Annotated in this window: 17 protein-coding genes and 1 tRNA gene; 6 read left to right on the top strand and 12 right to left on the bottom strand. The window is 66.6% G+C overall.

Annotated elements, in window-relative coordinates:
- The first annotated feature begins 275 nt into the window (after positions 1-275).
- Positions 276-352 (top strand) — tRNA-Pro (locus ITJ49_RS16310).
- A 145-nt stretch (positions 353-497) separates the two neighbouring features.
- Positions 498-1,298 carry a DUF4241 domain-containing protein gene (locus tag ITJ49_RS16315; RefSeq protein ID WP_228514638.1) on the top strand — a complete coding sequence of 267 codons (801 nt, stop codon included), beginning with the start codon at positions 498-500 and terminating at the stop codon, positions 1,296-1,298.
- 29 nt (positions 1,299-1,327) lie between these two features.
- Here ITJ49_RS16315 and ITJ49_RS16320 read toward each other — a convergent pair whose 3' ends face one another.
- The 4 genes from ITJ49_RS16320 to ITJ49_RS16335 all read right to left on the bottom strand — a co-directional run bounded on the left by ITJ49_RS16320 (position 1,328) and on the right by ITJ49_RS16335 (position 5,115).
- On the bottom strand, positions 1,328-2,152 hold the full coding sequence (locus tag ITJ49_RS16320; protein WP_194606618.1) for a site-specific integrase: 825 nt from the start codon (positions 2,150-2,152) through the stop codon (positions 1,328-1,330).
- 149 nt (positions 2,153-2,301) lie between these two features.
- Positions 2,302-2,496 carry a hypothetical protein gene (locus tag ITJ49_RS16325; protein ID WP_194606619.1) on the bottom strand — a complete coding sequence of 65 codons (195 nt, stop codon included), beginning with the start codon at positions 2,494-2,496 and terminating at the stop codon, positions 2,302-2,304.
- Between the two features lie 343 nt (positions 2,497-2,839).
- On the bottom strand, positions 2,840-4,405 hold the full coding sequence (locus ITJ49_RS16330) for a cell wall metabolism sensor histidine kinase WalK (protein ID WP_228514639.1): 1,566 nt from the start codon (positions 4,403-4,405) through the stop codon (positions 2,840-2,842).
- A gap of 26 nt (positions 4,406-4,431) precedes the next feature.
- Positions 4,432-5,115, bottom strand: coding sequence for a response regulator transcription factor (locus ITJ49_RS16335; RefSeq protein WP_123943545.1), 684 nt, complete (start codon positions 5,113-5,115; stop codon positions 4,432-4,434).
- A 139-nt stretch (positions 5,116-5,254) separates the two neighbouring features.
- Between ITJ49_RS16335 and ITJ49_RS16340 the strand changes: the two genes are divergently transcribed.
- Together ITJ49_RS16340 and ITJ49_RS16345 are read left to right on the top strand one after the other, a co-directional pair.
- Positions 5,255-6,367, top strand: coding sequence for a hypothetical protein (locus tag ITJ49_RS16340; protein ID WP_194606621.1), 1,113 nt, complete (start codon positions 5,255-5,257; stop codon positions 6,365-6,367).
- Between the two features lie 154 nt (positions 6,368-6,521).
- Positions 6,522-6,938 carry a hypothetical protein gene (locus tag ITJ49_RS16345; RefSeq protein WP_123943549.1) on the top strand — a complete coding sequence of 139 codons (417 nt, stop codon included), beginning with the start codon at positions 6,522-6,524 and terminating at the stop codon, positions 6,936-6,938.
- 140 nt (positions 6,939-7,078) lie between these two features.
- Here the strand turns inward: ITJ49_RS16345 and ITJ49_RS16350 are convergent, their stop codons facing one another.
- Positions 7,079-8,896 carry a DEAD/DEAH box helicase gene (locus ITJ49_RS16350; RefSeq protein WP_370544582.1) on the bottom strand — a complete coding sequence of 606 codons (1,818 nt, stop codon included), beginning with the start codon at positions 8,894-8,896 and terminating at the stop codon, positions 7,079-7,081.
- A gap of 55 nt (positions 8,897-8,951) precedes the next feature.
- Between ITJ49_RS16350 and ITJ49_RS16355 the strand changes: the two genes are divergently transcribed.
- Positions 8,952-9,419 carry a hypothetical protein gene (locus tag ITJ49_RS16355; protein WP_194606622.1) on the top strand — a complete coding sequence of 156 codons (468 nt, stop codon included), beginning with the start codon at positions 8,952-8,954 and terminating at the stop codon, positions 9,417-9,419.
- A 7-nt stretch (positions 9,420-9,426) separates the two neighbouring features.
- Here the strand turns inward: ITJ49_RS16355 and ITJ49_RS16360 are convergent, their stop codons facing one another.
- The 4 genes from ITJ49_RS16360 to ITJ49_RS16375 form a co-directional block, all read right to left on the bottom strand.
- Complete coding sequence (locus ITJ49_RS16360) at positions 9,427-10,884, bottom strand: APC family permease (RefSeq protein ID WP_194606623.1); 1,458 nt, start codon at positions 10,882-10,884, stop codon at positions 9,427-9,429.
- Between the two features lie 257 nt (positions 10,885-11,141).
- Positions 11,142-13,343 carry an ATP-dependent DNA helicase RecQ gene (locus ITJ49_RS16365; protein ID WP_194606624.1) on the bottom strand — a complete coding sequence of 734 codons (2,202 nt, stop codon included), beginning with the start codon at positions 13,341-13,343 and terminating at the stop codon, positions 11,142-11,144.
- Positions 13,343-16,642, bottom strand: coding sequence for a DEAD/DEAH box helicase (locus ITJ49_RS16370; RefSeq protein WP_194606625.1), 3,300 nt, complete (start codon positions 16,640-16,642; stop codon positions 13,343-13,345). Before ITJ49_RS16370 ends, ITJ49_RS16365 begins: the two co-directional genes overlap by 1 nt.
- A 60-nt stretch (positions 16,643-16,702) precedes the next feature.
- Complete coding sequence (locus ITJ49_RS16375; protein WP_194606626.1) at positions 16,703-17,362, bottom strand: bifunctional 2-polyprenyl-6-hydroxyphenol methylase/3-demethylubiquinol 3-O-methyltransferase UbiG; 660 nt, start codon at positions 17,360-17,362, stop codon at positions 16,703-16,705.
- Positions 17,363-17,487: 125 nt separating this feature from the next.
- Here ITJ49_RS16375 and ITJ49_RS16380 point away from each other — a divergent pair, with 125 nt between their 5' ends.
- Complete coding sequence (locus tag ITJ49_RS16380; protein ID WP_194606627.1) at positions 17,488-19,116, top strand: molybdopterin-dependent oxidoreductase; 1,629 nt, start codon at positions 17,488-17,490, stop codon at positions 19,114-19,116.
- Positions 19,117-19,177: 61 nt separating this feature from the next.
- Here the strand turns inward: ITJ49_RS16380 and ITJ49_RS16385 are convergent, their stop codons facing one another.
- The 3 genes from ITJ49_RS16385 to ITJ49_RS16395 all read right to left on the bottom strand — a co-directional run bounded on the left by ITJ49_RS16385 (position 19,178) and on the right by ITJ49_RS16395 (position 21,765).
- On the bottom strand, positions 19,178-19,447 hold the full coding sequence (locus tag ITJ49_RS16385; protein WP_194606628.1) for a hypothetical protein: 270 nt from the start codon (positions 19,445-19,447) through the stop codon (positions 19,178-19,180).
- Between the two features lie 196 nt (positions 19,448-19,643).
- A complete protein-coding gene (locus ITJ49_RS16390) occupies positions 19,644-21,029 on the bottom strand; it encodes a hypothetical protein (protein WP_194606629.1) in 1,386 nt (461 codons plus the stop codon).
- Positions 21,030-21,042: 13 nt separating this feature from the next.
- Entirely contained in the window at positions 21,043-21,765 is a 723-nt protein-coding gene (locus ITJ49_RS16395) for an ATP-binding cassette domain-containing protein (RefSeq protein ID WP_194606630.1), read from the bottom strand.
- Positions 21,766-21,807: the final 42 nt, after the last annotated feature.

Raw genomic sequence — 21,807 nt, forward strand, 5'->3', positions numbered from 1 at the left:
ATTGACTCTGGGGTCAATTGCCGGTCGGGTGCTGTGGCGGCTGAGCTGGGCCGGGCCGGGGTGGGCTGGGCTGGGCCGGCTCGCGTCTCGACCGTAAAAGCGTCACCCGACCGCGAATAAACGCGATCGGATGACGTAAATACGGTCGGGGCGGGTCTCGGGTCTCGCGGGTGGTTCGTGGGAGGCCGCTCGGTCGGGTATGCTTGTCCGGTTGCCTCGGTCGGGGCAACACCGGATTACATCGGCTGTTCCTCACGGTTCAGACGGAGTCATCTCGGGCTGTGGCGCAGCTTGGTAGCGCACTTGACTGGGGGTCAAGGGGTCGCAGGTTCAAATCCTGTCAGCCCGACCAAAAAAGCCCTGGTGAGAAGCACTTTCTCGCTGGGGCTTCTTGCATGTCTGGAATGAAATCCACTCCAAAACCCCTCCAAAGCGTGAGAGCAATGTCGGACGCATCGGCCAAGATGGATTTGACTGCTTAACGAGGGAGAGTCGGCATGCCGGATTGGGTGCACGAGTGGGTGCCGGTAGTGCAACTGCTTTTGAATGCGGGTGCTCTGATAAGCGGTGCAGTCATCTGGAAGCTCTATGTCGACAACCTTCACGCTGCCACAGCTGTGAAGGAAGCGACTATCGAAAATGTGGAGAAGAGCCGAGATTATTGGCGAGACAAAGCAGAGGAGCTGGAGAAGCGCAGTCCGGAGGTCTTCGAGAAAAGCCTGGCTGAGCGCATCCAAATTAGAGACGCTGAGATCAATCGCTTCCAGGAGGACAAAGAGTTCGACAAGCTCGCTCTTCGGGCTTTGGAGATCGCGAAAGCAGAGCTAGAGCAAGACCTGTTTCGAACGCAAGGTTTCCGCGCGATGCTCGCGCTGGAGGATGGATACGAAGACGAGGAAGCGCCGACAGACGAGGCCGAGTCGCACACCGAGCAGGAGTTGGAAGTTCTCTCAGGCGACACACCCAAAAGCGTCGAAGTTGTTTACATCGGAGAAGTCGGTGTCGACAGCGGTCAACTCATGGTGACTGATCCATGCTACATAGACCAGGAGTGGCAGCAGGAACCGTTCACGCTGAGGGGCGGAGTGAAGCCCGCCGATGATGCTGTCTTCAGCTACTCATACAACGGGGCGTGTAACGCAACGGTTAGTGGTGGTGGTCATGGACAGCTTGTTTACAAGATGGGTCATGAAGGAGCTGGTGTTGTTTTTCAGACAGCCTGGGGCGATGGCGGCTATCCGGTCTATGCAGAGAAACACGATGGAAGAATAGTGCGTGTCTACGTCAACGTCGGCTGACGCGGTCTACCAACAATCGTTCGCAATCGTCAGCCGACAGATGTCGCGGGCCGTTCCGCGGGGCTCGCGTCGGAGCCGGCCAAGAACGCAGAGAAGCGCGCTCGCTGTGTGGAGTAGTCCTTCTTGCGCAGATGGGCGTAGATCTTGTCGGTGATCTGAACGCTGGCGTGGCCCATGAGTCGGGAGAGCTCGAACATGTCGAACGCGCCCGACTCCAGCACCAGCGTCGCGAAGGTGTGCCGGAGCTCGTGGAGCTTCAATGCGGGAATGCCGATCGCCCTGGCGGCGGGCTTGAACGTGTACCGATAGAAGCCCTTGGGGTCGAATGGGCGTTCGAACGTCAGGACCGGGTGGCCTTTCACCTTCCCCGGCCACAGCCCTGCGTCGGGGTTGGCGCGGTGCGGGTGGGACTCCAGGTACGCCGTCAGTTCGGCCAGAAGCGAGTCCACCAGGATCGGCACTTCCCGCTTCGAGTTCGCCGTCTTGGGAGTGTCCGTGACGTAGCCGGTCGAGGTGTGCGTCATGTTCAGGTGCACCCGGATCTCGTTGTGCAGCAGGTCCACATCTCGAACGCGCAACGCCGCGAGCTCGCCCGCTCGGAGGCCAGTGCGCGCCGGGAGTTGCGCAGTCAACCCGTAGGGCGGCTCGGCGTCTAGGTACCGCGCCAGGCGCTCGACCTCAGCAGGGGAGAGGAAGTGCGCCTCCTGGGTGTCTGGTCGCGGTTTGTCGACGGCGACGCATGGGTTGTACGTTTTTAAGCGGTGCTTCATCGCGTAGCTGAACATCTTCGCTACCGCCTGGTACGGGCCTACGGCCAACATCTCGGTGCTTTGCTTTCGGTTGGGTTTGGGCATGTTGGCGGGGGTTTTGGAGCCGGGCCTAAAACTGCGCCGCCGTGATATCAGAGGCGCGCCGCGACCGCCCAGATCGTCTTCGTGTTGCGGACGAGCGGCTCAGTCGAGTTACCGAGCGCTTGCTCATTCTCGTCCGTCAGCACAGAGCACTACAGCGTCGGGCGGCCTGCCCCGTGAGCCCTACGCACCGCAAGGGCCATCGCGCCGAGCCCAACCAGGAGAAGCAGCAGGTTCCACCACCACCTGTCGTCCGATGACATCAGCTCGAACAGGCCACTCGCGAAGAGCAGGAGGCCGGCAACAAATTGCAGCACCAACAACACGCTCCAACCGTTCCGCTTCATGGCGGGAGCCTAAACCTTGGCCGACAGCCCGGCCCAACCCCAGCCCCCTGCGCATACTGGGGCCGTGCCCAAATGGTGGAGTCGGTCGACCCTCTGGCAACGCGTGATGCTCGTAACTCAACTCTGCATACTCGTCGTCATCGTCGGATCGTTCTTTCGGCGACTACTCCGTAAGGTGGGCCATCGTCCTCAATCTCGTCCTGGTTGTGACTAACTTCGTCATATCGATCCGGGCTGAAAGCCGCAAGGAGCACCCCCGGAACGACACCGACTCCGATGTATAGGGTTCGGCTCTTTCAACGAGCTCGAATCGCCGTAGTGAGGCCGTCGCCAACGCATCGCCTCAGCTCTGGCCGATTGCCATGACGCGACGCTCAATCGAAGAAGCAGAGCTAGGCGAAAGCACCGGCAGCGTCACCACGAACTCGGCCCCCACACCGGACGCAGGCGCCGCACACACGAGCTCGCCCCCGTGCGCGCGGGCGATGCCCCGCGCGATCGGCAGGCCGAGCCCGGCACCGCCGCTCGCGTGATCGCGGCCCGCGTCGAGCCGCACGAGGCGGTCGAAGATGCGCTCGCGGTCGGCCTCGGGCACTCCCGGGCCATTGTCGGCGACGGTGACCGACGCGAGGGAGCCGCCCGGCGCATCAACCAAAAGGTGGACCCGCCCCCGCCCGGACGTGGCGCGCGACGCGTTGTCGACGAGGTTGCCGATCACCTGGGCCAGACGATCAACGTCGGCGTCGACGAGCACGGGCTGGTTGTCCACGACGCGATCGGGCAGCGACACCTGCAGGTCGAGCCCGGGCCTACGGAGGCGATGCCGCTCGACCTCGGCCAGCACGAGCGCACCGAGGTCGACCGGGGCGAGTTCGAGCTCGAGGCCGCGATCGACGCGAGCCATCATCAGCATGTCGTCGATGAGGCGCGACGCGCGCCCCGCCTCGCGGGCCACGTGCGAGGCCAGCCGTTCTCGTTCCTCGGCGCTCACCGGCGCCCGCACGAGGGTGTCGGCGGCGGCACGCATGCCGGCGACCGGTGTGCGCAACTCGTGGGCGGCATCCGACACGAACGACCGAACCCGCGCCTCGGCCTCGAGCGCCTTCCGTTCCGCGCCCTCGACCGCGTCGAGCATCTCGTCGAAGGCGAGTGCCACCCGGCCGATCTCGGTGCGTGGATTGCCCGGTCGCAATCGCCGACCGCGGTCACCCCCGGCGATGGAGCGCGCGACGCCGGTCATCCGGTCGAGCGGTCGGAGCGATGCCCGCACCACGAGCACGAGGCCGACGGCCGCGACGACCAGGAACGCCCCCGACGCCCCGAGCATCACCCAGCGCAGCTGCGCCAGGGTCTGCCCGACCGAACTCGCATCGGCCGTCAGCGTGATCGTCGACCCGTCACTGAGCTTCGACACGAGAGTGATGATCTGGTCATCGTCGGTGATGCGCGACGAGCTGATCGTCACATCGGCGGCGTCGGCCGGAGCACTCGACGTGCCGGTCGATCCGGTAGCGGACCCGGTCGACGACGACCCGGACGAGGATCCGGCACCCGCCGCTCCACCCGGCGCATTCCCGGCCGGCCCGACCAGCCCGCCATTCGCCTTCGGCCCCGCCCGCAGCTGCTCCGGGGAGGGCCCGGCGACGATCGAATCGCCGTTCTTGTCTCTGATCAGTACCGATAGCCCCTGGGCCGAGAGGCGTTCTGCGAGCTCATCCGAGCTGACCGTGCCGACGAGAGCGGTCGCGGCGGAGGCACGATCGCGAAGCCGATCCTCGATCTGACTGCGGAGCCGCTGACCGAGGATGGCCTCGACGGTGATCGCGAGGGCACCGAGCAGCACCACGAGGAGGAGCAGCACGGCGACAACGGCGCGCAGGCGAAGAGAGCCCGTTCGGAGGCCGGGCATGGTTCGGGTGGGGCGGATCCTTCGGTTCATCGCACGGCCTCGGCGACCGCGACCCGGTAGCCCATGCCTCGAACGGTATGGATGAGGCGGGGGCCGTGCGACTCCATCTTTCGACGGAGAGACGAAAGGTGGACCTCGACGAGATTGGGGTCGTAGTCGTCGTAGCCCCACACCTGCGTGAGGATCTGACCCTTCGAGAGAGTGCGCCCCCGGCTCGACGCGAGGAACTCGAGGAGGCGGAACTCGGTCGCGGTGAGATCGAGGACGACGTCGCCGCGACGGGCCGAAGCCGCCTCCTGATCAACGAGCAGATCGCCGATCTCGATGACAGACGGAACACGACCGCGGCGGCGGAGCACGGCAGTGACCCGCGCGACGAGCTCGGCCATCGAGAACGGCTTCACCAGGTAGTCGTCGATGCCCTCGGAGAAACCGCGCAGACGGTCGTCGACCTCGTCGCGAGCGGTCAGCATGACCACGGCGGCGTCGGTCGAGGTCCGCACGGCAGCGGCGAGCTGGATGCCGTTCGGCCCCGGCATCATCCAGTCGAGGATCACCAGATCGGGCAGGAACGTGGACAGCTCGGCGGCGATCGAACGGCCGTCGGGGGCGGTTCGGCAGCTGAATCCCTCGGCCGAGAGGGCGGTCGCGACGGAGGTGCGAATGGTCTCGTCGTCGTCGACGATCAGGATCCGGGCGGGGTTGGGCATGAGGGAACGCTACGACTTTTCGCGTGCACGGACCTATGAAACTCCTGCCCAGAGGCTGTCCTTAAGTGATGCTTCAGATTCGACTTCGACTCTGAGTTCACCAGCAACCGGGCAGCAGCCCAGATGAACGGAGCAACCCATGAGCAAGAAAAACAACAACGACGACAACACCCCCTTCGACCCGTTCGGCATGAACCGGGCCGACGACGGCGCCGGCCGCGATGACGCCGGTCGCGCCGATGGCGGCCGTGACGGCGGCACGGGTGCCGGGCGCGCCGACGGCACCGTCGACAACCAGCCGACCGAGGAGTTCGCGAGGCCGGTCGTCGGCACCCCGGGCGGCTCGGACGACTACGCCCAGACGCGAGAGATGCCCGAGATGGGCCGGCCCACCAACGAATGGAACGTACCGGCTCGCGAGACCGTCGTCGCCTCGTACGGCGCGCCCGGCCACGGCAGCGGCTCCGGCAGCAACTCCGGCACCGGCGCCGGCAACGGCAGCGCCTTCGGCACCGGGCAGAAGCGCACCAAGCGCATTGTGATCGGTGCCGCCATCGTTGCGCTCTGCCTCGGCGGGGCCGGGGTGGGCGCCGCGGTCGCGGCCTCGGGCAACGGCAACACCGGATCCACCAGCTCGGCTGCGGGCAGCACCGGATCGAACGGCTCAGGATCCGCGGGAGCCGGCACCAGCACAGCCGAACCGACCGACGGCGCCACGTCCGGCACCGGCGGTGGCTCGAGCTCGACGCCGCAGGCGTGTGCGCCGGGTGCCGGCACGGGGACAGGGACAGGGACGGGTTCTGGGTCCGGCACGGGCTCCGGCTCCGCATCGGGGCCGGCTGCAGGGCCGGCTGCGGGGAAGGGCCCTGCGGCGGGAGCGCTTCCGGCGGGTCCCGCGAAGGGAAAAGCGCCCGCGGCCCCGGCGGACGGGAAGGTGCCGACTGCTTCGGCTGATGGCAAGGCTCCGGCCGCGCCAACGGCGCCCGCTGACGGAAAGGCGCCCACGGAGTCGTCTAACGGAAAGGCGCCTGCTGCGCCTGCGGCTCCGGCCGATCGAAAGGCTCCGGCACTCCCGAAGAAGGGGGAGAAGCCTTCCGCACCGAAGGAAGGCGCGGCACCGACACCTCCCGCCGCAGCGAAGGACGGCAAGACGCCGGCGGCTCCGAAGGCGGGTACCGCACCGACTGCCGAGCCCACCGCGCCGTCCGGGTCAGCGACCGCCCCGGCGGAGTCCTGTGGTGCGTCCTCCTAGGCAGGCACTCACTGCAAGGTGACGTGGATCGGCCAAGGTCACAGCGCCGCGGCGCGCGACCTTGGCCGATCCGCGTCGGGTCGCCCGGCGACGGCACGAGCCACCCCTGCGGAGAACGTCAGCCGACCGGCCCGGAGCCTGTCAGACTCGGTGCATGCCTTCTTTGACGTACGACGTGACCGTGAGCCGCGACGGCTCCGCCTGGCTCCTCGAGATCGCCCCGATCGGTGGTGTCGCCGAAGCCCGCTGGCTCGGCGAAGCCGAATCAGTGGCCCGCGCCTTCATCGCCGACTTCGAAGACGCCGACCCGGAGAAAATTGAGCTCGAGCTGACGGTCGTGTATCCCGGCGACGTCGCCGAGCAGCTCGACCGGGCCGAAGAGCTCCGGCGCACCTCCGACGAGGCGCTCGACGACGAGTGGGAGGCCCTCGGCCGAGCCGCACGCGCGCTCGACGACGAAGGCGTCACGCGTCGCGATATCGGCGACATTCTCGGGCTGGCCGTGCCGAGGGTCCGGCGCATTCTGCGCGGCGGTCCGCGCGAGAACCAGTCGCGGCAAGACGCTCAGTAGGCCTCGAAGCCGGGGCCGGCTACCCGGGTGAGCCGTCGGATCCTTCGTTCGACCCGCAACGAAGACACCGCCTTCCGGCCAGAACGCCGTCGAAAGACGGGGTCCCTGCCGAAAGGCGGTGTCGAGCCCAGCCGAAGGGCTTAGTAGCGAGGCTTGCGGGCCGGGCGCTCGTCGCCGTACTCGCGACGCGGGCGGTCGGAGCGCTCGGGGCGATCCGTCCGCTCGGTGCGAGCGCCGCCACTGCGGCGGTCGGGCCGGATTTCGATGAGCTTGCCGCTGATGCGGGTGTCAGTCAGGCGCTCCAAGACGCTGGGCGACATGTCGGCCGGCAGCTCAACGATCGAGAAGTCGGGTCGGATCGCGATCGCACCGAAGTCGTCGCGGCTCAGGCCACCCTCGTTGGCGAGGGCTCCGACGATCTGTCGCGGCTCGACGCGCTGACGACGACCCACCTCGATGCGGTACGGAGCCATCGGCTTCGTGGTGCGGGGGCGGCGCTCGCCGCGGTCTGCGCTGTCACGCTCGGGGCGGTCGCTACGATCGGGGCGGTCAGAGCGCTCGGGTCGCTCGTCGCGACGAGCGGCACGCTCAGCCGCCGGATCGAGTAGGAGCGGGGTCTCGCCCTGGGCGACGACTGCAAGAGCCGCAGCCACATCGGCTTCGGGTACATCGTGGTGCTCGACGTAGTGCGCGATGATGTCGCGGAACGCCGAGATGCGCGGCTCCTGCTCGAGCGCCGCGGTGATCGCATCGTCGAAGCGGGTGAGGCGCGTCACGTTGACGTCTTCGACGCTCGGAAGCTGCATCTGCGTCAGAGGCTGGCGGGTCGCCTTCTCGATGGCGCCGAGGAGGCGGCGCTCACGGGGCGTGACGAAGCTGATCGCGGCACCCGAGCGTCCGGCTCGACCCGTGCGGCCGATGCGGTGCACGTACGACTCGGTGTCGATCGGGATGTCGTAGTTGACGACGTGGCTGATGCGGTCGACGTCGAGACCTCGGGCGGCAACGTCGGTCGCCACGAGGATGTCGAGCTTGCCCGACTTCAACTGGTTGACCGTGCGCTCACGCTGAGCCTGGGCGACATCACCCGAGATCGCCGCCGCCGAGTAACCGCGTGCGCGCAGCTTTTCAGCAAGCGTCTCGGTCTCGCTCTTCGTGCGGACGAAGATGATCATGCCCTCGAAGTTCTCGACCTCGAGGATCCGGGTCAGGGCATCGACCTTCTGCGGGTACGAGACCATCAGGTAGCGCTGGGTCGTGTTGGCCGAGGTCGTGGTCTTTTGCTTGACCGTGATCTCTTCGGCGTCGTTCAGGTACTGCTTCGAGATGCGACGGATCTGCGACGGCATCGTCGCGGAGAACAGCGCGACCTGTTTGTCGTCGGGAGTGTCGGCAAGAATCGTCTCGACGTCTTCCGCGAAGCCCATCTTGAGCATCTCGTCGGCCTCGTCGAGCACGAGGTACTTCAGCTCGGAGAGGTCGAGGGTGCCCTTGGCGAGGTGGTCCATGATGCGGCCGGGGGTGCCGACAACGACGTGGACGCCACGGCGGAGAGCCGACAGCTGCACGCCATAGGCCTGCCCGCCGTAGACCGGAAGAACGTGGACGCCGCGCATGCCCGAGGCGAACTGCTCAAAGGCCTCGCAGACCTGGAGCGCGAGCTCACGGGTGGGGGAGAGGACGAGAGCCTGGGGCTTCTTCGCACTGACATCGAGGCGCGAGAGGATCGGCAACGCGAAAGCGGCAGTCTTTCCGGTACCGGTCTGAGCGAGACCGACGACATCGCGGCCGGACAGGAGCGTCGGGATCGTCGCGGCCTGAATAGCGGAAGGCGTCTCGTACCCGATGTCGCGCACCGCCTTCAGGACGGCATCGCTCAACCCCAGATCCGCGAACGTCAGGGGGTTCTCGGTCGTCTCGGTCGCTTCGGCCTCGATCGGGGCATTTTCATCACTCACTGTATAGACCGTAGTCGCTCCCGGCCCCTCCCAGGCACGCCCCTAAACTCCTGGCATGCGAATCGTGCGTAACGGCTACAAATTCCTCTTCCTTTTCGCTGCTCTCGTCGTGCTCGGGATCGGCACGACCCTCTTAGGCGAGGTGCCCTCGCTCGCGGTAGCCGCCGCCTGGATCGGTGTTGCCGTGACGCCCCTCGTCGTGGTCATCGCCATCAGGGTCTTCCGGGTGCCAGAGGAAGACATCGTCAGCCCGCGACCGCTCTGGCGGATGACTGGTCGGCCCACCGCCGGCTTCGTCTTGGGCAGCGTCTTGGCCCTCAACATCATCGCCTCCGTCTGGATCGAGATCTACGGTCGGACGATCGGCGCATCCGACTACTCGACAATCGACGGCCCCGGCGGATTGCCCGTGCTCATCGTCGACCTGCTCGTGTCCGCGGTGATCGCCGTGCTGTACTTCCGTTCGTCGATTCGCCTCACTCGGGAGGGGTCACCGGCCGCTGGAGCCGCTCCCGTCGGCTAGATCCGCTTCAGGTTGCCTTCGACGTCTCGTCTTGAGCGGCGGCCGTCTCGGTCGGATCGCCCTCGAGTGAACCTCGGCGGCGCCGCACGACGAAGGTGACCGCCCACAGCACTACTCCGATCACCAGCAGTGCTCCAGCGATGCTGTATTGCTCGCTGCCGCGGCCCGACGACCAGGGCAGGACGAGCCAGAGGCACGCGATGATCCCGATCACGGGGAGCACGGATCCGGCGTGGAAGTGCTTCTGCCGCACGGTGTCGCGACGGAGCTTGAGCACGACGAAGTTGACCACGGCGAAGACCGTCAGAAGCAGCAGCGACGTGGTGCCGCCCAGCACGGCGACGATCGGTGACTCGGGCGACAGCGACACGTAACCGATCAGCAGCAGGCTGAGGCCCGTGGTGAACAGGATCGACGCCCAGGGCGTCTTGTTCTTCGCGTGCACCTTCGACAGAAAGCCCGGTAAGACGTTCTGCTTGGCCATGCCGTACAGCAGACGGCTGGCCATCATCATGTTGATGAGAGCGGAGTTCGCGACCGCGAACATCGAGATGAACGGCAGCAAGAATCCGATGGGGAACCCGGGTGCGGCCGTCTCGACCACGGTCACCAGCGGAGTCTCGTTGTCGGCCAGTTCGCCGATCGGCACGACGGCCACGGCACAGAGGGCGACGAGCACGTAGATGACCGCGGTGATGCCCAGCCCCGTGAGCATGACCCTGGGGAAGATCCGGCTGGGATCTTTCGTCTCTTCGGCCATGTTGACCGAGTCTTCGAAGCCGACCATGGCGAAGAAGGCCAGGCTCGTCGCGGCCGAGATGCTGAGGAGGATGGTCTTGTCGCCCGGCGTCTCGAACAGCACGACGCGCGAGAAGTCGGCGTTACCGCCCGTGATGGCGTACAGGCCGATCAGTATCACCATCACGAGCCCCGACAGCTCGACGAGGGTCAGTACGACGTTCGCCTTGACGCTCTCGGAGACGCCACGGAAGTTGATGAGCATGACGAGCAGCATGAAGCCCATCGCGATGAGCATGATCGTGCCGTTGCCGAGCTCGACGTCGATGCCCACGGCGAGGTTCGCGGCGAACGCGCGCGCTGCCGTGGAGGCGGAGGTGATACCCGAGCACATCACGATGAAGGTGACGATGAACGTGACGAAGTGGACGCCGAATGCCTTGTGCACATAGAGCGCGGCACCGGCGGTCTGAGGATATTTCGTGACGAGTTCGAGGTAGGAGAAGGCGGTGACCAGGGCCACGCCGAATGCGATGAGGAACGGCAGCCAGGCGGCACCGCCGACTTCGGCCGCGACCTGCCCCGTGAGTGCGTAGACCCCGGTGCCGAGGATGTCGCCGACGATGAAGAGGAGGAGGAGCTTCGGCCCGATCGCCCTCTTGAGCTCGGTCGGTTGCTCGCTGTTCGGGGCCGCGCGGCCCGCGGGTGCCTGCGTTGTCGACGACATGAAAACCTCCGGAATCGGCTGGTGCTCGGGTCTTTCGGTTCACGCCATACTGCTGCCCGCCACCGACATTCGCCATGTCAGACCCAGAGATTGCAGGGCGTGCACACTTCAGCCATCGTCCGGTTCGGCCCGCGTCACACGCTGGCGTTCTGCGCGCCGCCGGGGCCTTACCGACGCGCAGCGGACAGGGAGACGTGCCGGGGCGCGTCTCTGTGACCGTGCCACGTCTGCTGAGGCACTCGGGCCCTGCGCGGGGGTTACCCGACGATGGCGAGCGCGAACGGGAGCACGGAGTCGGCGCCCGCCGCGCGAAGCACGCGACCGGCGACCGTCATGCTCCATCTGCTGTCGATGAGATCGTCGACGAGGAGCACCGGCCCGTCCTGCTCGGCCAGGGCGGTGGCGAGAGACGGCCCGACCTCGAACGCCCTCCAGACGTCGGCGAGGCGATAGACGCTGTTTCCGCCGCGCTCGCCGGGGGCGCGTGGCACCTGGTGGGTGACATCGCCAGGGCCGTCCGCCCCTGCACCGGCTCCCGACCCCGGCTCCTGCCTCGTCGAGCTCAGTGACCCGAGCAGCGGAATGCGGCCCACCGACGAAAGGGCCTCAGCCAGTGAAGCCACGAGAAGCGGGTGTGTCGACGACGGCATCGCCACGATTCCTGTCGGTCGTTCCGCCCACGGCCATTCGGCCAGAACCCGGATGCACCCGTCGAGCAGACCCTTCGTGAGGGGAGCGTCGGGTCGGCCGGGGGAGAAGACCTCCCGGAGGGTGGTACCCCAGCCGAGGTCGGTCAGTCGGGCCAGCGCTCGCCCGGGCTCGACGCGCTCGGCCGGGGAGATCTTGCCGCGGAGACTCACCCCGGCTCGGTCGGCACCCGTCGGCCACTGCGCTCGCGGCTCGATCTCCACTCCGACACGATCGAGGGCTCCCGTGGCTTGATCGGAGGCCGAGGCGGCGACGTCGGTCGGAAACCAGACGCCGGCACAGACATCGCACCGCCCGCACGGGGTCGCTGCGGGATCGTCGAGATCGGCTTGAAGGAGCTGCATGCGGCACACGGCTCCCTCCTGGTATCGGAGCATCGACTCCTGCTCGGCCAGCCGAGCTGCGGCGATGCGTTCATAGCGATCTCGGTCGTAGCTCCACGCCACGCCCGTCGAGATCCAGCCACCCTGCACTTTGCTGACCGCCCCGTCGACGTCGAGCACTTTGAGCATCAATTCAAGGGGCGTTCGCTTGATGTCGACTCGAGCCTCGAGGGCCGGAGTCGAGAGCGGCTTGTCGGAGAGCTCGGCGAGGACCGCGGAGGCCCGCGCCTCCGACGGCATCGACGCGGTGGCGAAGTACTGCCAGATCTCAGTGTCTTCCCGCCCAGGCAGGAGAAGCACGTCGGCATTATCGGTGGCTCGACCCGCTCGCCCGATCTGCTGGTAGTAGGCCACTGGCGACGACGGCGCCCCCAGATGAAGGACGAAACCGAGATCGGGCTTGTCGAAGCCCATGCCGAGAGCGCTCGTTGCGACGAGAGCTTTCAGGTCGTTGCTTTTGAGCCGCTGCTCGAGCTGTTCGCGCTCTTCCGGGTCGGTCCGCCCGGAATACGAGCGGACGTCGTACCCGGCATCGCGGAGCCAGCGGGCGGTGTCGTCGGCGGCCGAGATCGTCAGCGTGTAGATGATGCCCGAGCCGGGCAGCTCGCCGAGGTGGTCGACGAGCCACCCGAGCCGGTCGCGGCTCGACGGAAGCGTCAAGACACCGAGCCGCAGGGAGGCGCGAGCGAGAGAGCCCCTGATCGTCACGACCTCGGCGCCAGCGGCGAGCTGCTCCTCGACGTCGGCGACGACGCGCGCGTTGGCCGTCGCGGTCGTGGCTAGCACCGGAACCTCGTGCGGCAGAGTGCGAATTAGCTCGGCGAGCCGACGGTAGTCGGGACGGAAGTCGTGGCCCCAATCGGAGATGCAGTGGGCTTCGTCGACAACGAGCATGCCGAGTGTTCGCAGCAGTTCGGGCATCTGCTCGTCGCGGAATCGCGGGTTGTTTAGACGCTCGGGGGAGACGAGGAGCACGTCGATCTCGCCCGCGGCGATCTTCTGCTGCACGTCGCCCCACTCGTGGGCGTTGGCCGAGTTCACGGCGGCCGCTCGAACCCCGGCACGAGCGGCGGCGGCCACCTGATCGCGCATGAGCGCCAAGAGAGGGCTGACGAGGAGGGTCGGGCCGGATCCTCGTCGCCGAAGCAGGAGGGTCGCAATGAAGTACACCGCCGATTTGCCCCAGCCGGTGCGTTGCACGACGAGTGCTCGTCGTCGGTCGGCGACGAGCGCTCGGATGGCCTCGAGCTGGCCGTCGTGGAAGACGGCGTCGGCTCGACCGGTGAGGGCTCGGAGGAGTTCAAGGGCCTCGGCATCAAGCGAGGTGGGGGTCGTGACCGTCGCGGTGTCGGCAGAGGGCGTCGACATCAGGCCTCCAGCAGACCGCGGATGTCGTCGACGGTGAGCGCGCCACCGAATGCCGCCTCGTCGTCGCTCATCATGGCGTCGAACAGCTTCGCCTTCGTTTCTTTTAGGGCCATGACCTTCTCCTCGATGGTGTCGTTGGCGATCATCCGGTAGACCATGACGTTCGACGTCTGGCCGATGCGGTGCGTGCGGTCGATCGCCTGGGCTTCGGAGGCGGGGTTCCACCAGGGATCGAGCAGAAACACGTAATCCGCTTCGGTCAGGTTCAAACCGAAGCCGCCCGCCTTCAGGCTGATCAGGAACACCGGGGCCGAGCCCGACTTGAACTCGTCGATGACTTCACCGCGTTTGCGGGTGCCGCCGTCGAGGTAGGCATGGGCGATTCCGGCGCGATCGAGTTGGTCTGCGACGAGCGAGAGGTACGAGGTGAACTGGCTGAAAATCAAAGCACGATGACCGCCCGCCACGACATCGACGAGCTCATCGAGAAGAACATCGAGCTTGGACGACGGAATACCGCTGTATTTGTCGCCGTCGATCAACGACGCGTCGAGGGCAAGCATTCGCAGCAACGTCAGAGACCGGAACACGATGAACCTGTTGCGATCGAGGTCGTCGACGAGATCGAGCAGCTTCATCCGCTCGCGCTGCAGGACGAGGTCGTAGAGCTTGCGGTGCGCCGGAGCCAGATCGACTCGGAGTATCTGCTCTTGCTTCGCGGGCAGCTCGGAGGCCACGAGCTCTTTCGTGCGTCGAAGCATGAGCGGCCGAATTCGTCGCCGGAGTCGTGCCAGCAGATCGGGCCGCTCGTTCAACTCGATGGGCTTGAGATACTCCTCGGTGAAGCGCAGGCCTGTCGTCAACAGGCCTGGCGAGACCACGTGGAAGAGCGCCCAGAGATCCATGAGGTCGTTCTCGAGCGGCGTGCCGGTGATGGCGAGTTTGAACGGGGCCTTGAGGTCGACGGCCGCTTTGTGCGCTTTCGACCGGTGATTCTTGATCATCTGCGCCTCGTCGAGCACCAGGCCGCTCCACTCGACCTCTTGGTAGCGGGCGAGGTCGAGTCGGAGCAGAGCGTACGAGGTGATGACGACGTCGTTGTCGCGAGCGATGTCGTCGAACCTCTGTCGGCTCTTGGCCACGGTCGACGTGATGCCGGTGACGCGAAGAAAGGGAGTGAAGCGACTCGCCTCAGCGACCCAGTTCGACACCACCGAGGTGGGGGCGACGACAAGAAAGGGGCGAGAAGGATGCGTCGCACCCGCCTCGGCGGAACGCGCTTTGGCATGGGCGATGAGCGCGAGGGTCTGAAGCGTCTTACCGAGCCCCATGTCGTCGGCCAGCACGCCGCCGAGCCCGTGCTCGAGGAGGAACGCGAGCCAGCGGAACCCCTCGACCTGGTAGGGACGGAGTTCGGCTTGGACCGCTGACGGAACGACGATGTCGGCGATCTGTTCGCCCGCTGCGATTCGATTCAGGCCGTCGGTCGTCTCGCGCCATGATTCGGCCTGGTAGGTCTCGTCGGCGAGCTCCTCGAACTCCGACCAGAGGCTGGCCTGGTACCGACTTATTGTGAGCTCGCCTGTCTCCCACTCGTCGAGGGCCTCCGCCTCGGCGATGAGGCGCTTCAGCTCGTCGAAGACGGGCTGCTTCAGGGAGAGGTAGGTCTTGTCGACGAGGAGGAGCTTGTTGCGGCCCTTCGACAGAGCGGTGAAGAGTGGGGCGAAAGGAATCGTGCGCCCCTCGACCGTGACCATGACCCCGAGATCGAACCAGTCTCGGCGGTCGGTCTCCACAGTCGTCACGGCCAGTTTCGGCGTCGCAGTGAGCTCGCGATAGTCGGGCTTCTCACCGAGCTGGACGATTCGGAGATCGTCGCGGGATTCGAGTACCGGAAGCACAGTCGAGACGAACTCGGCCGCATCTAGACCGTGCAAGACGAGTGCAGTCGGGGCGCCACCGAGGTCGTCTTCGAGAGTCTCGGGCAAGGAATGGGCGGCAAGCGGTTCGGTCAGCCCTGCTGCGATCCACGCCCAGTGGAGTTCGAGTCGGTCGCCCTCGGCGAAGCTGATCGTCAGCGTCAGCATCGGTGGCTCGATCTCGGGCAGCCGCACCGATGCGTTAGAGCTGACCACCGGAATCGCGCGCGACAGTCGCGGGTAGAAGTCGGTGAGGAACTCGTCGCGCCCCTCGGGAGGCACGTCGATCGCGCCCTGCGCTCTGAGGAGCGACCGCACCTCTTCGGTGAGATGCCCGGTTGGAGCGAGCACGAAGTGGGGCGCCGGGCTGAACGAGGCCCTGTAAACGCCATGATCGGCGATGAGACCGAGCTCTCTCGACGGCACGGTGAGGTCGTCGATGACGACGGCGGGCTCGACGTGGAGAGTGCCGGCCGCCACACCGGCCTCGCCCACCGGAATCGATTCGGCGACATCAAGCGTGACCCGACCCGACCCCGCCACCCTGACGTCGGTCTCGCGCTTGCCAGTGACGAGGTCGATGCCGAGCCGGGCCCCCTCGGCGAGGAGCGGCCAGAGAAGCGGGCTCGCGAAATCGTCGAGGTAGAGCCAGTCGGCCTCGCCGGGTACGTAGGCGTCGCGCGCGGAACGGTGAAGCGACTGGAACTGCCCGAACCATCGGTGCTGCTCCGCACTGACCCCAAGGCGGTTCAGTGAATAGGGAAGGGTCGTCCATGTCAGATTGCTTCGCGTCCAGTTGCCAGCCGCGCTCTTCGTGACGGGCCGCATACCGAGACGGAGGGAGGTGCCCGCTGAAAGGGCGCTCCGCGCCGAAGCCGCCCTGGAGGTCGGGGCGCCCCAGCGCGCCGAGTGACTGCGCGATCTCTCGCGCAATTCGAACTGGAGGCCCATCGGGGTCGCCGGTGCGCTGAGCGGAGACGTACCCCGGGTCAGGGCACCGAGAGCCGTTCGCCAGACGGGTGCGGCCTCGGTGGGGAGCGCAACAGACGTAGTGGTCAGCTGCGAGGACTCGAGGACTTTCGCGGCATTCGTCGCGAGCACGAGGGCCGCGACGTGCTTGCATGCCCCACCCACGGGGCACGAGCAACTACTGGCGCCGGGTCGGCCGTAGTCGCCGCGAAGGGGTGTCAGCGTGACGGCGGCCTCGTAGGGCGCCGGATCGCCGCCTCGAACGGAGCCCGTCAGCAGATGATCGTCGGCGTTCCACGCGGTCGTCTCGACGCGGTGCTCGCGAACGTAGCTCTTGGCGCGCTCGAACGCGGGCCGACCGACGAGGCGGATGACGTCGGTGGCGTCGACGAGTGGGGCAACAGCGAGCATGCGACAAGTCTCGCAGGGGCCGCCGACACCGTCGGAGCCCCGAGCGAATCTGTGGAGAAGTCAGACGAGGCGTCGGGCTACGAGCACTTCATCGCTTCCTTCACGGGACGGGTGCTGTTGCAGACCGGCCTCCACGATGGTCCAGTCGGTCGGCTCGAGAAGCTCGGCCAGTTTCGCGGCCGCCACGAAGTAATCCGGGCCCATTGCGGAGTGGCCGTGCGCTTCGTGTGCCACCACGAGCAACGTACCCCCGGGGGCGACCGACGCCGCCAGGCGCTTCACGAAGGGCACGAGATCGGCCAACGGAAAGTGCGAGTACTGCGACGACACGAGATCGAAAATGCGCTCGGGAGGCGCCCACTCGAGCACATCGGCCTGCTTCCATTCGATTCGCGCAGCGACCTCGCCGTCCGCTGCGATCACCGCCGCGGAGCGATCGAGAGCCACACTCGAGATGTCGGTCGCCGTTACCCGCCAGGAGTGGCGCGCGAGCCAGATCGCGTCGGCTCCCTCACCGCTCCCGATGTCGAGCGCGACACCAGGATCCAACGCCTCGACAACGCGAACCAGGTGCGGATTCGGCTTTCCGCTCCACACCCTCGTGTGTTCGGAGTAGCGGTCATCCCAGAAGCGCTTGTCGAACGGCCCCGTCCACTCCTCCGGGATCGTCATGCCGTGCCGGTGGTCGGTCGAATCGGACGCTTCGTGATCAAGAGACATGGAGGAAGTCTTGCCTGCCACGACTCCGCCGACCAAGGCTCCTTGCTGAAAGAGCAAGATCTCGCGGGAGCTCGGCTGTGGACAACTCCAGCGGCTTTTCTGCAGTCAGGCTTACTCTCACTCTTATGACCTCACGCCTCGCCGCCCCACCGGCGACCCCGCTTTCTACCCGAGCCGGGCTTCGCTCCTCACGGTGTTGGGCCGCCGCGTCCGGTGTCGTGGCGCTCGCCGCCTTCCTGGGCTCGGCCGAGGCCGTGGCCGTCGTGGTCGGAGCTCGCTCCAGCCCACTCATCGCAGTCGGGGGCGCCGTCATCGATCTCGCACCGCCCGCAGCGAAGAACGTGATGGTCGATCTGTTCGGCACGGGCGACAAGGCAGCGCTGTTCGTTCTCATGGGGGTGCTGCTGGTGGTCATCACCGCAGCGGCGGGAATCCTCGAGCGTGCTCGTTTTCCTTTCGGGCGGCTCGTCTTTGCTCTTGGCGGAGTTCTCGCCATCTTCGCGGTCCGGACGCGCGCTGACGCCAGCGACTTCGACGTCGTGCCCGCGGCGGTGGGCACCGTGGTGGCCATCCTGGTCTTGCGCGCGCTCATCGGAAAGCTGTTCCGCTGGGACGCAGCGAGTCGATCCCAGTCGGGAGGCAGTGAGAACGCGGAGCTCAGGCCGCCTCTTCGCTCGACCCCGCTCGAACGACGTTCGTTTTTGCTCGTGTCCTTCGTCGCTGCGGCAGCCTCCGTCGTCGTCGGAAGCGGGGCTCGTCTCATCAATGCGACAGCCGTGAACGCGGCCGCGCTCCGCGACTCGGTCCGGCTCCCTCGACCGGCGACCCCCGCGTCGGCGGTCCCCTCGGGGGCATCCCTCGACGTGGCCGGCATCACGAGCTACGTGACGCCGAACGCCGACTTCTATCGAATCGACACTGCTTTATCGGTGCCCCAGATCGATCCGGCGAAGTGGTCGCTCGAGATCTCCGGTTTGGTCGATGCTCCGGTAACACTCACGTGGCAGCAACTGCTCGATCTTCCGCTCGTCGAGCACATGGCCACTCTGAGTTGTGTCTCGAACGACGTCGGGGGTGACCTCATCGGCAATGCGCTGTGGCTCGGTTACCCGATCCGCGAGCTGCTCAAGCGGGCCGGAGTGCAGGAGTCCGCCGACATGGTGCTGTCGACCAGCATCGACGGCTTCACCGCCGGCACCCCCCTCTCGGTGCTCCAAGATCCACAGACACAGGCACTTCTCGCCATCGGCATGAACGGTGAGCCGCTCCCGGTCGAGCACGGCTTTCCCGTGCGCATGGTCGTTCCCGGACTCTTCGGCTATGTCTCCGCCACGAAGTGGGTCACTTCACTCCGGGTCACCCGCTTTGCAGACGAGAAGGCGTACTGGTCGACCCGAGGCTGGGACGAAAAAGGCCCGGTCAAACTCGAGTCACGCATTGACACGCCTTCCGGCGGTGCCTCGGTCTCGGTCGGCGCCGTTCCGATCGCGGGGGTCGCCTGGGAGCCCCACACCGGAGTGGAGCGGGTCGAGGTCCGAATCGACAGCGATGCGTGGCAGACGGCTGAGCTGGCTGACTCTGTGTCGGATGACACCTGGCGACAGTGGGTCTATCGCTGGCAAGCAAAAGCAGGCAGCCACCGGATCCAGGTGAGAGCAACATCGAAAGACGGGCGCGTGCAGAAGGCCAAGTATCTTCCTCCCGCTCCGAACGGTGCCGAGGGGTGGGACGAAGTGACGGTAACAGTCGCCTAGTTCCCTAGGGACGTACCCGTGGTGGTGCTGGCGCGCTGGTGACGCTGAGGAGAGTAGGGAGCTACCGCACCGCGACGAGCAGGCTTGCGAAGGTCAGCGTTCCGAATGCGCCGAGTGCGACCAGTGCCGCGCAGACGATGGTGACCACTCGCTGTCGACGACGTTCAGACATTCGCGCCAACCGGCGAGTCGCCGACTCAGCAGCGGCGCTCGTCGAGAGGAGCTCGAGCCCGGCAAGTGCGCGCTCCGAAAAGGTGGCCGGTCGCTCTTGTGCTGAAGCACGCTGGCTCTTCGCGATTGTTCCCCGGTGGTGCTGCATCGAGATGCTCATGAGTGCCTCTACTCGTTGACTGGTGTGATCTATCAGGTGATTCGGAGCATCCACAGATCCGGGTTGGTTCTGGTGACGCCGGGCCCCAGGCCGACATGGCTCCCCTCCGAATCGGGCGTGCTTCAGGCGGGCCCCGGCGGAACCACAGGATCATCAAATCTGGTTCCCCGAAGGAACGGGGGATTGCGGGGTGTCTTTACCGGTGAGCGTCACGCCCGCCGCGTACCCATCGACTCGGTGTGACGTGCGCACCAAGTACCGCCACCGCGTTCGCCACCGTGATCAGAGCTGCAGCCACGATGAGGGGTCGCGCGTCGGGAGGAGTCGGGGTGATGGGCACGCCGAGGAACGGGGCCACGAGCGCTGCGGTCGTGACCGAGAGCGCCCAAATGCCGAGAGCGGGAAGAAGCGCCGTGATCGTGTAGATGACGACCTTGAGGAGGTCGAGGGAGAGCCGTTGGCTGGCCGATGCACCCATGTGAGCGAGAAGGTGGCTGTCATGCTCCTCAGCGGCCCGCCCGATGGTGAGGGCGACACCGCCGCCGACGAGCGCGACGACGGCGCTGGGCCCGAGGGTCCAGATGAGTTCTGCCCAGTGGGAGTCCGGCGGTGCGTGGATCAGGCGCGCCACATCGACGGCACCCTGCACCGAGCCGACCAGGCCGATAACGAGACCCCCGATCACCACGGTCGATGAAGCGACGCTCACCCGCTCGGCGGCAGCGTGGCGGGCTAGGTGCCACGTCGCACTGAGCTTGCCCGGCAGGCAGGCCGTCCAGAACAGGATGAGTCGCCGCGCGCTCGCGGGCATGACTATGGCCGCGCCGATGACGAGCCAGAGCGAGACGGAGGATGCGAGGGCGATCACCCTGAGCGCCGGAGTGATGCCGAGTGTGTCACTGGTGGCTTCGGCTCCGGGTGGACTGGCGCCGATCAGGAGCGCACCGACGGTAGGAGGCAGCGTGAGAAGAAGAATGGCCCCCGCGACGAGCCATCGCACGAGGGGAGATGCCTGCACCTCTCGGTCTGTCTCACGAAGGGTCAGGGCGGGGCTGGTTCGCGAGGCGCTGAGAGCGGCGGGCAGCGTGGCGAGGCCGACGAGGACGATCACCAGGGCCGCGGCGATCGTCGACGCGGAGGTTGTCACGCTGAGAGCCTCGGCTGGCGACGGCGAGCGGGGCAAGATACCGAGGGAGGCGTAGCCGGAGGTCACAGGAGAGACAAGGCCTGCGGCGAAGGGCACGGCGAGAAGCGCGCCGGCCGTGGCGCTCACAACGGAGCGAACGAGCAGAGCCTGGCTGACCTGCCGTGGGGTGACGCCGACGATCATCCACGATGCGAAGAGTCGTCGGTTCACCCTTACGCCCAGGCTGGTGGTCGAGCTGACCGAGGTGGCGAGAGTGAGCAGCGTGAACGCCGAGATCGAGCCGAACGCGCCTTGGCCTTTGGGCGCCTGAAGTGCTTCGAAGATCGCCGCACTGCCGACGAGCGAAAGGGCAAGCGTGCTCGCGAGAGAGATCGCAGCGATCGCGGCCAGCGACCGTGGATCGAACAGCGCCTGGCGCCACGCAAGCAGGATCATTCTGCGACCCCGGTCATTCCGGCCCCGGCCTCGGCCCCGACCGCCCGGCACCCGGGAGTGACGTCGGCTGTGGGGTCGATGGGCCGCGGATCCAGCGCTCCAGTGCCTCTCGACGGGGATCAACGGCGTCGACGAGGATCCGCCCGCCGGCGAGGACTATCGCCCGGTCGGCGCGCGCGGCAGCGGCGAGGTCGTGGGTGACTAAGGCCACAGCAGAGCCGGCTGCGGCTCGCTCGCGCAGAAGATAGATGGTGCTGGCCGAACTCACCTCGTCGAGGGCGGCGGTCGGTTCATCGACGAGAACGATCTCCGCCGGCGTCGCTAGCAGTCGAGCCAGAGCGACTCTCTGCCGCTCTCCTCCCGAGAGGGTCGCTGGCATGTCGCTCGACGCCCACGCCATTCCTACGGCGTCAAGGGCGCGTTCGGCTGTATGCAAGAGCCGCCTCTGCGGCATTCGATGCCGGAGTCGAGTCGGAAGCACGACATTCTCCCGACAGGAGAGTGCACTGAACAAATTGTCGGCTTGAAGAACTAGTGCCACGTGGTGGAGGCGGAACGCGGCGAGCTTGTTTCGGCGAAGGCCCTGGAGATTCGCGCCGAGCAGCGTCACCGTGCCTCGGTTCGGACGGTTGATTCCGGCCAGGCAGGCCAGCAGGCTCGACTTGCCCGCTCCGGACGGGCCGATGATCGCGACCACCTCACCGGGAGCGATCGAGAGCGAGACGTGTGAGAGCACCGGTCTCGGTGGTTCGAGCTTCGTTCGGCCCGGTACCTGAAG

It is taken from the genome of Frondihabitans sp. VKM Ac-2883, from assembly GCF_015350875.1.
GTDB lineage: Bacteria > Actinomycetota > Actinomycetes > Actinomycetales > Microbacteriaceae > Frondihabitans.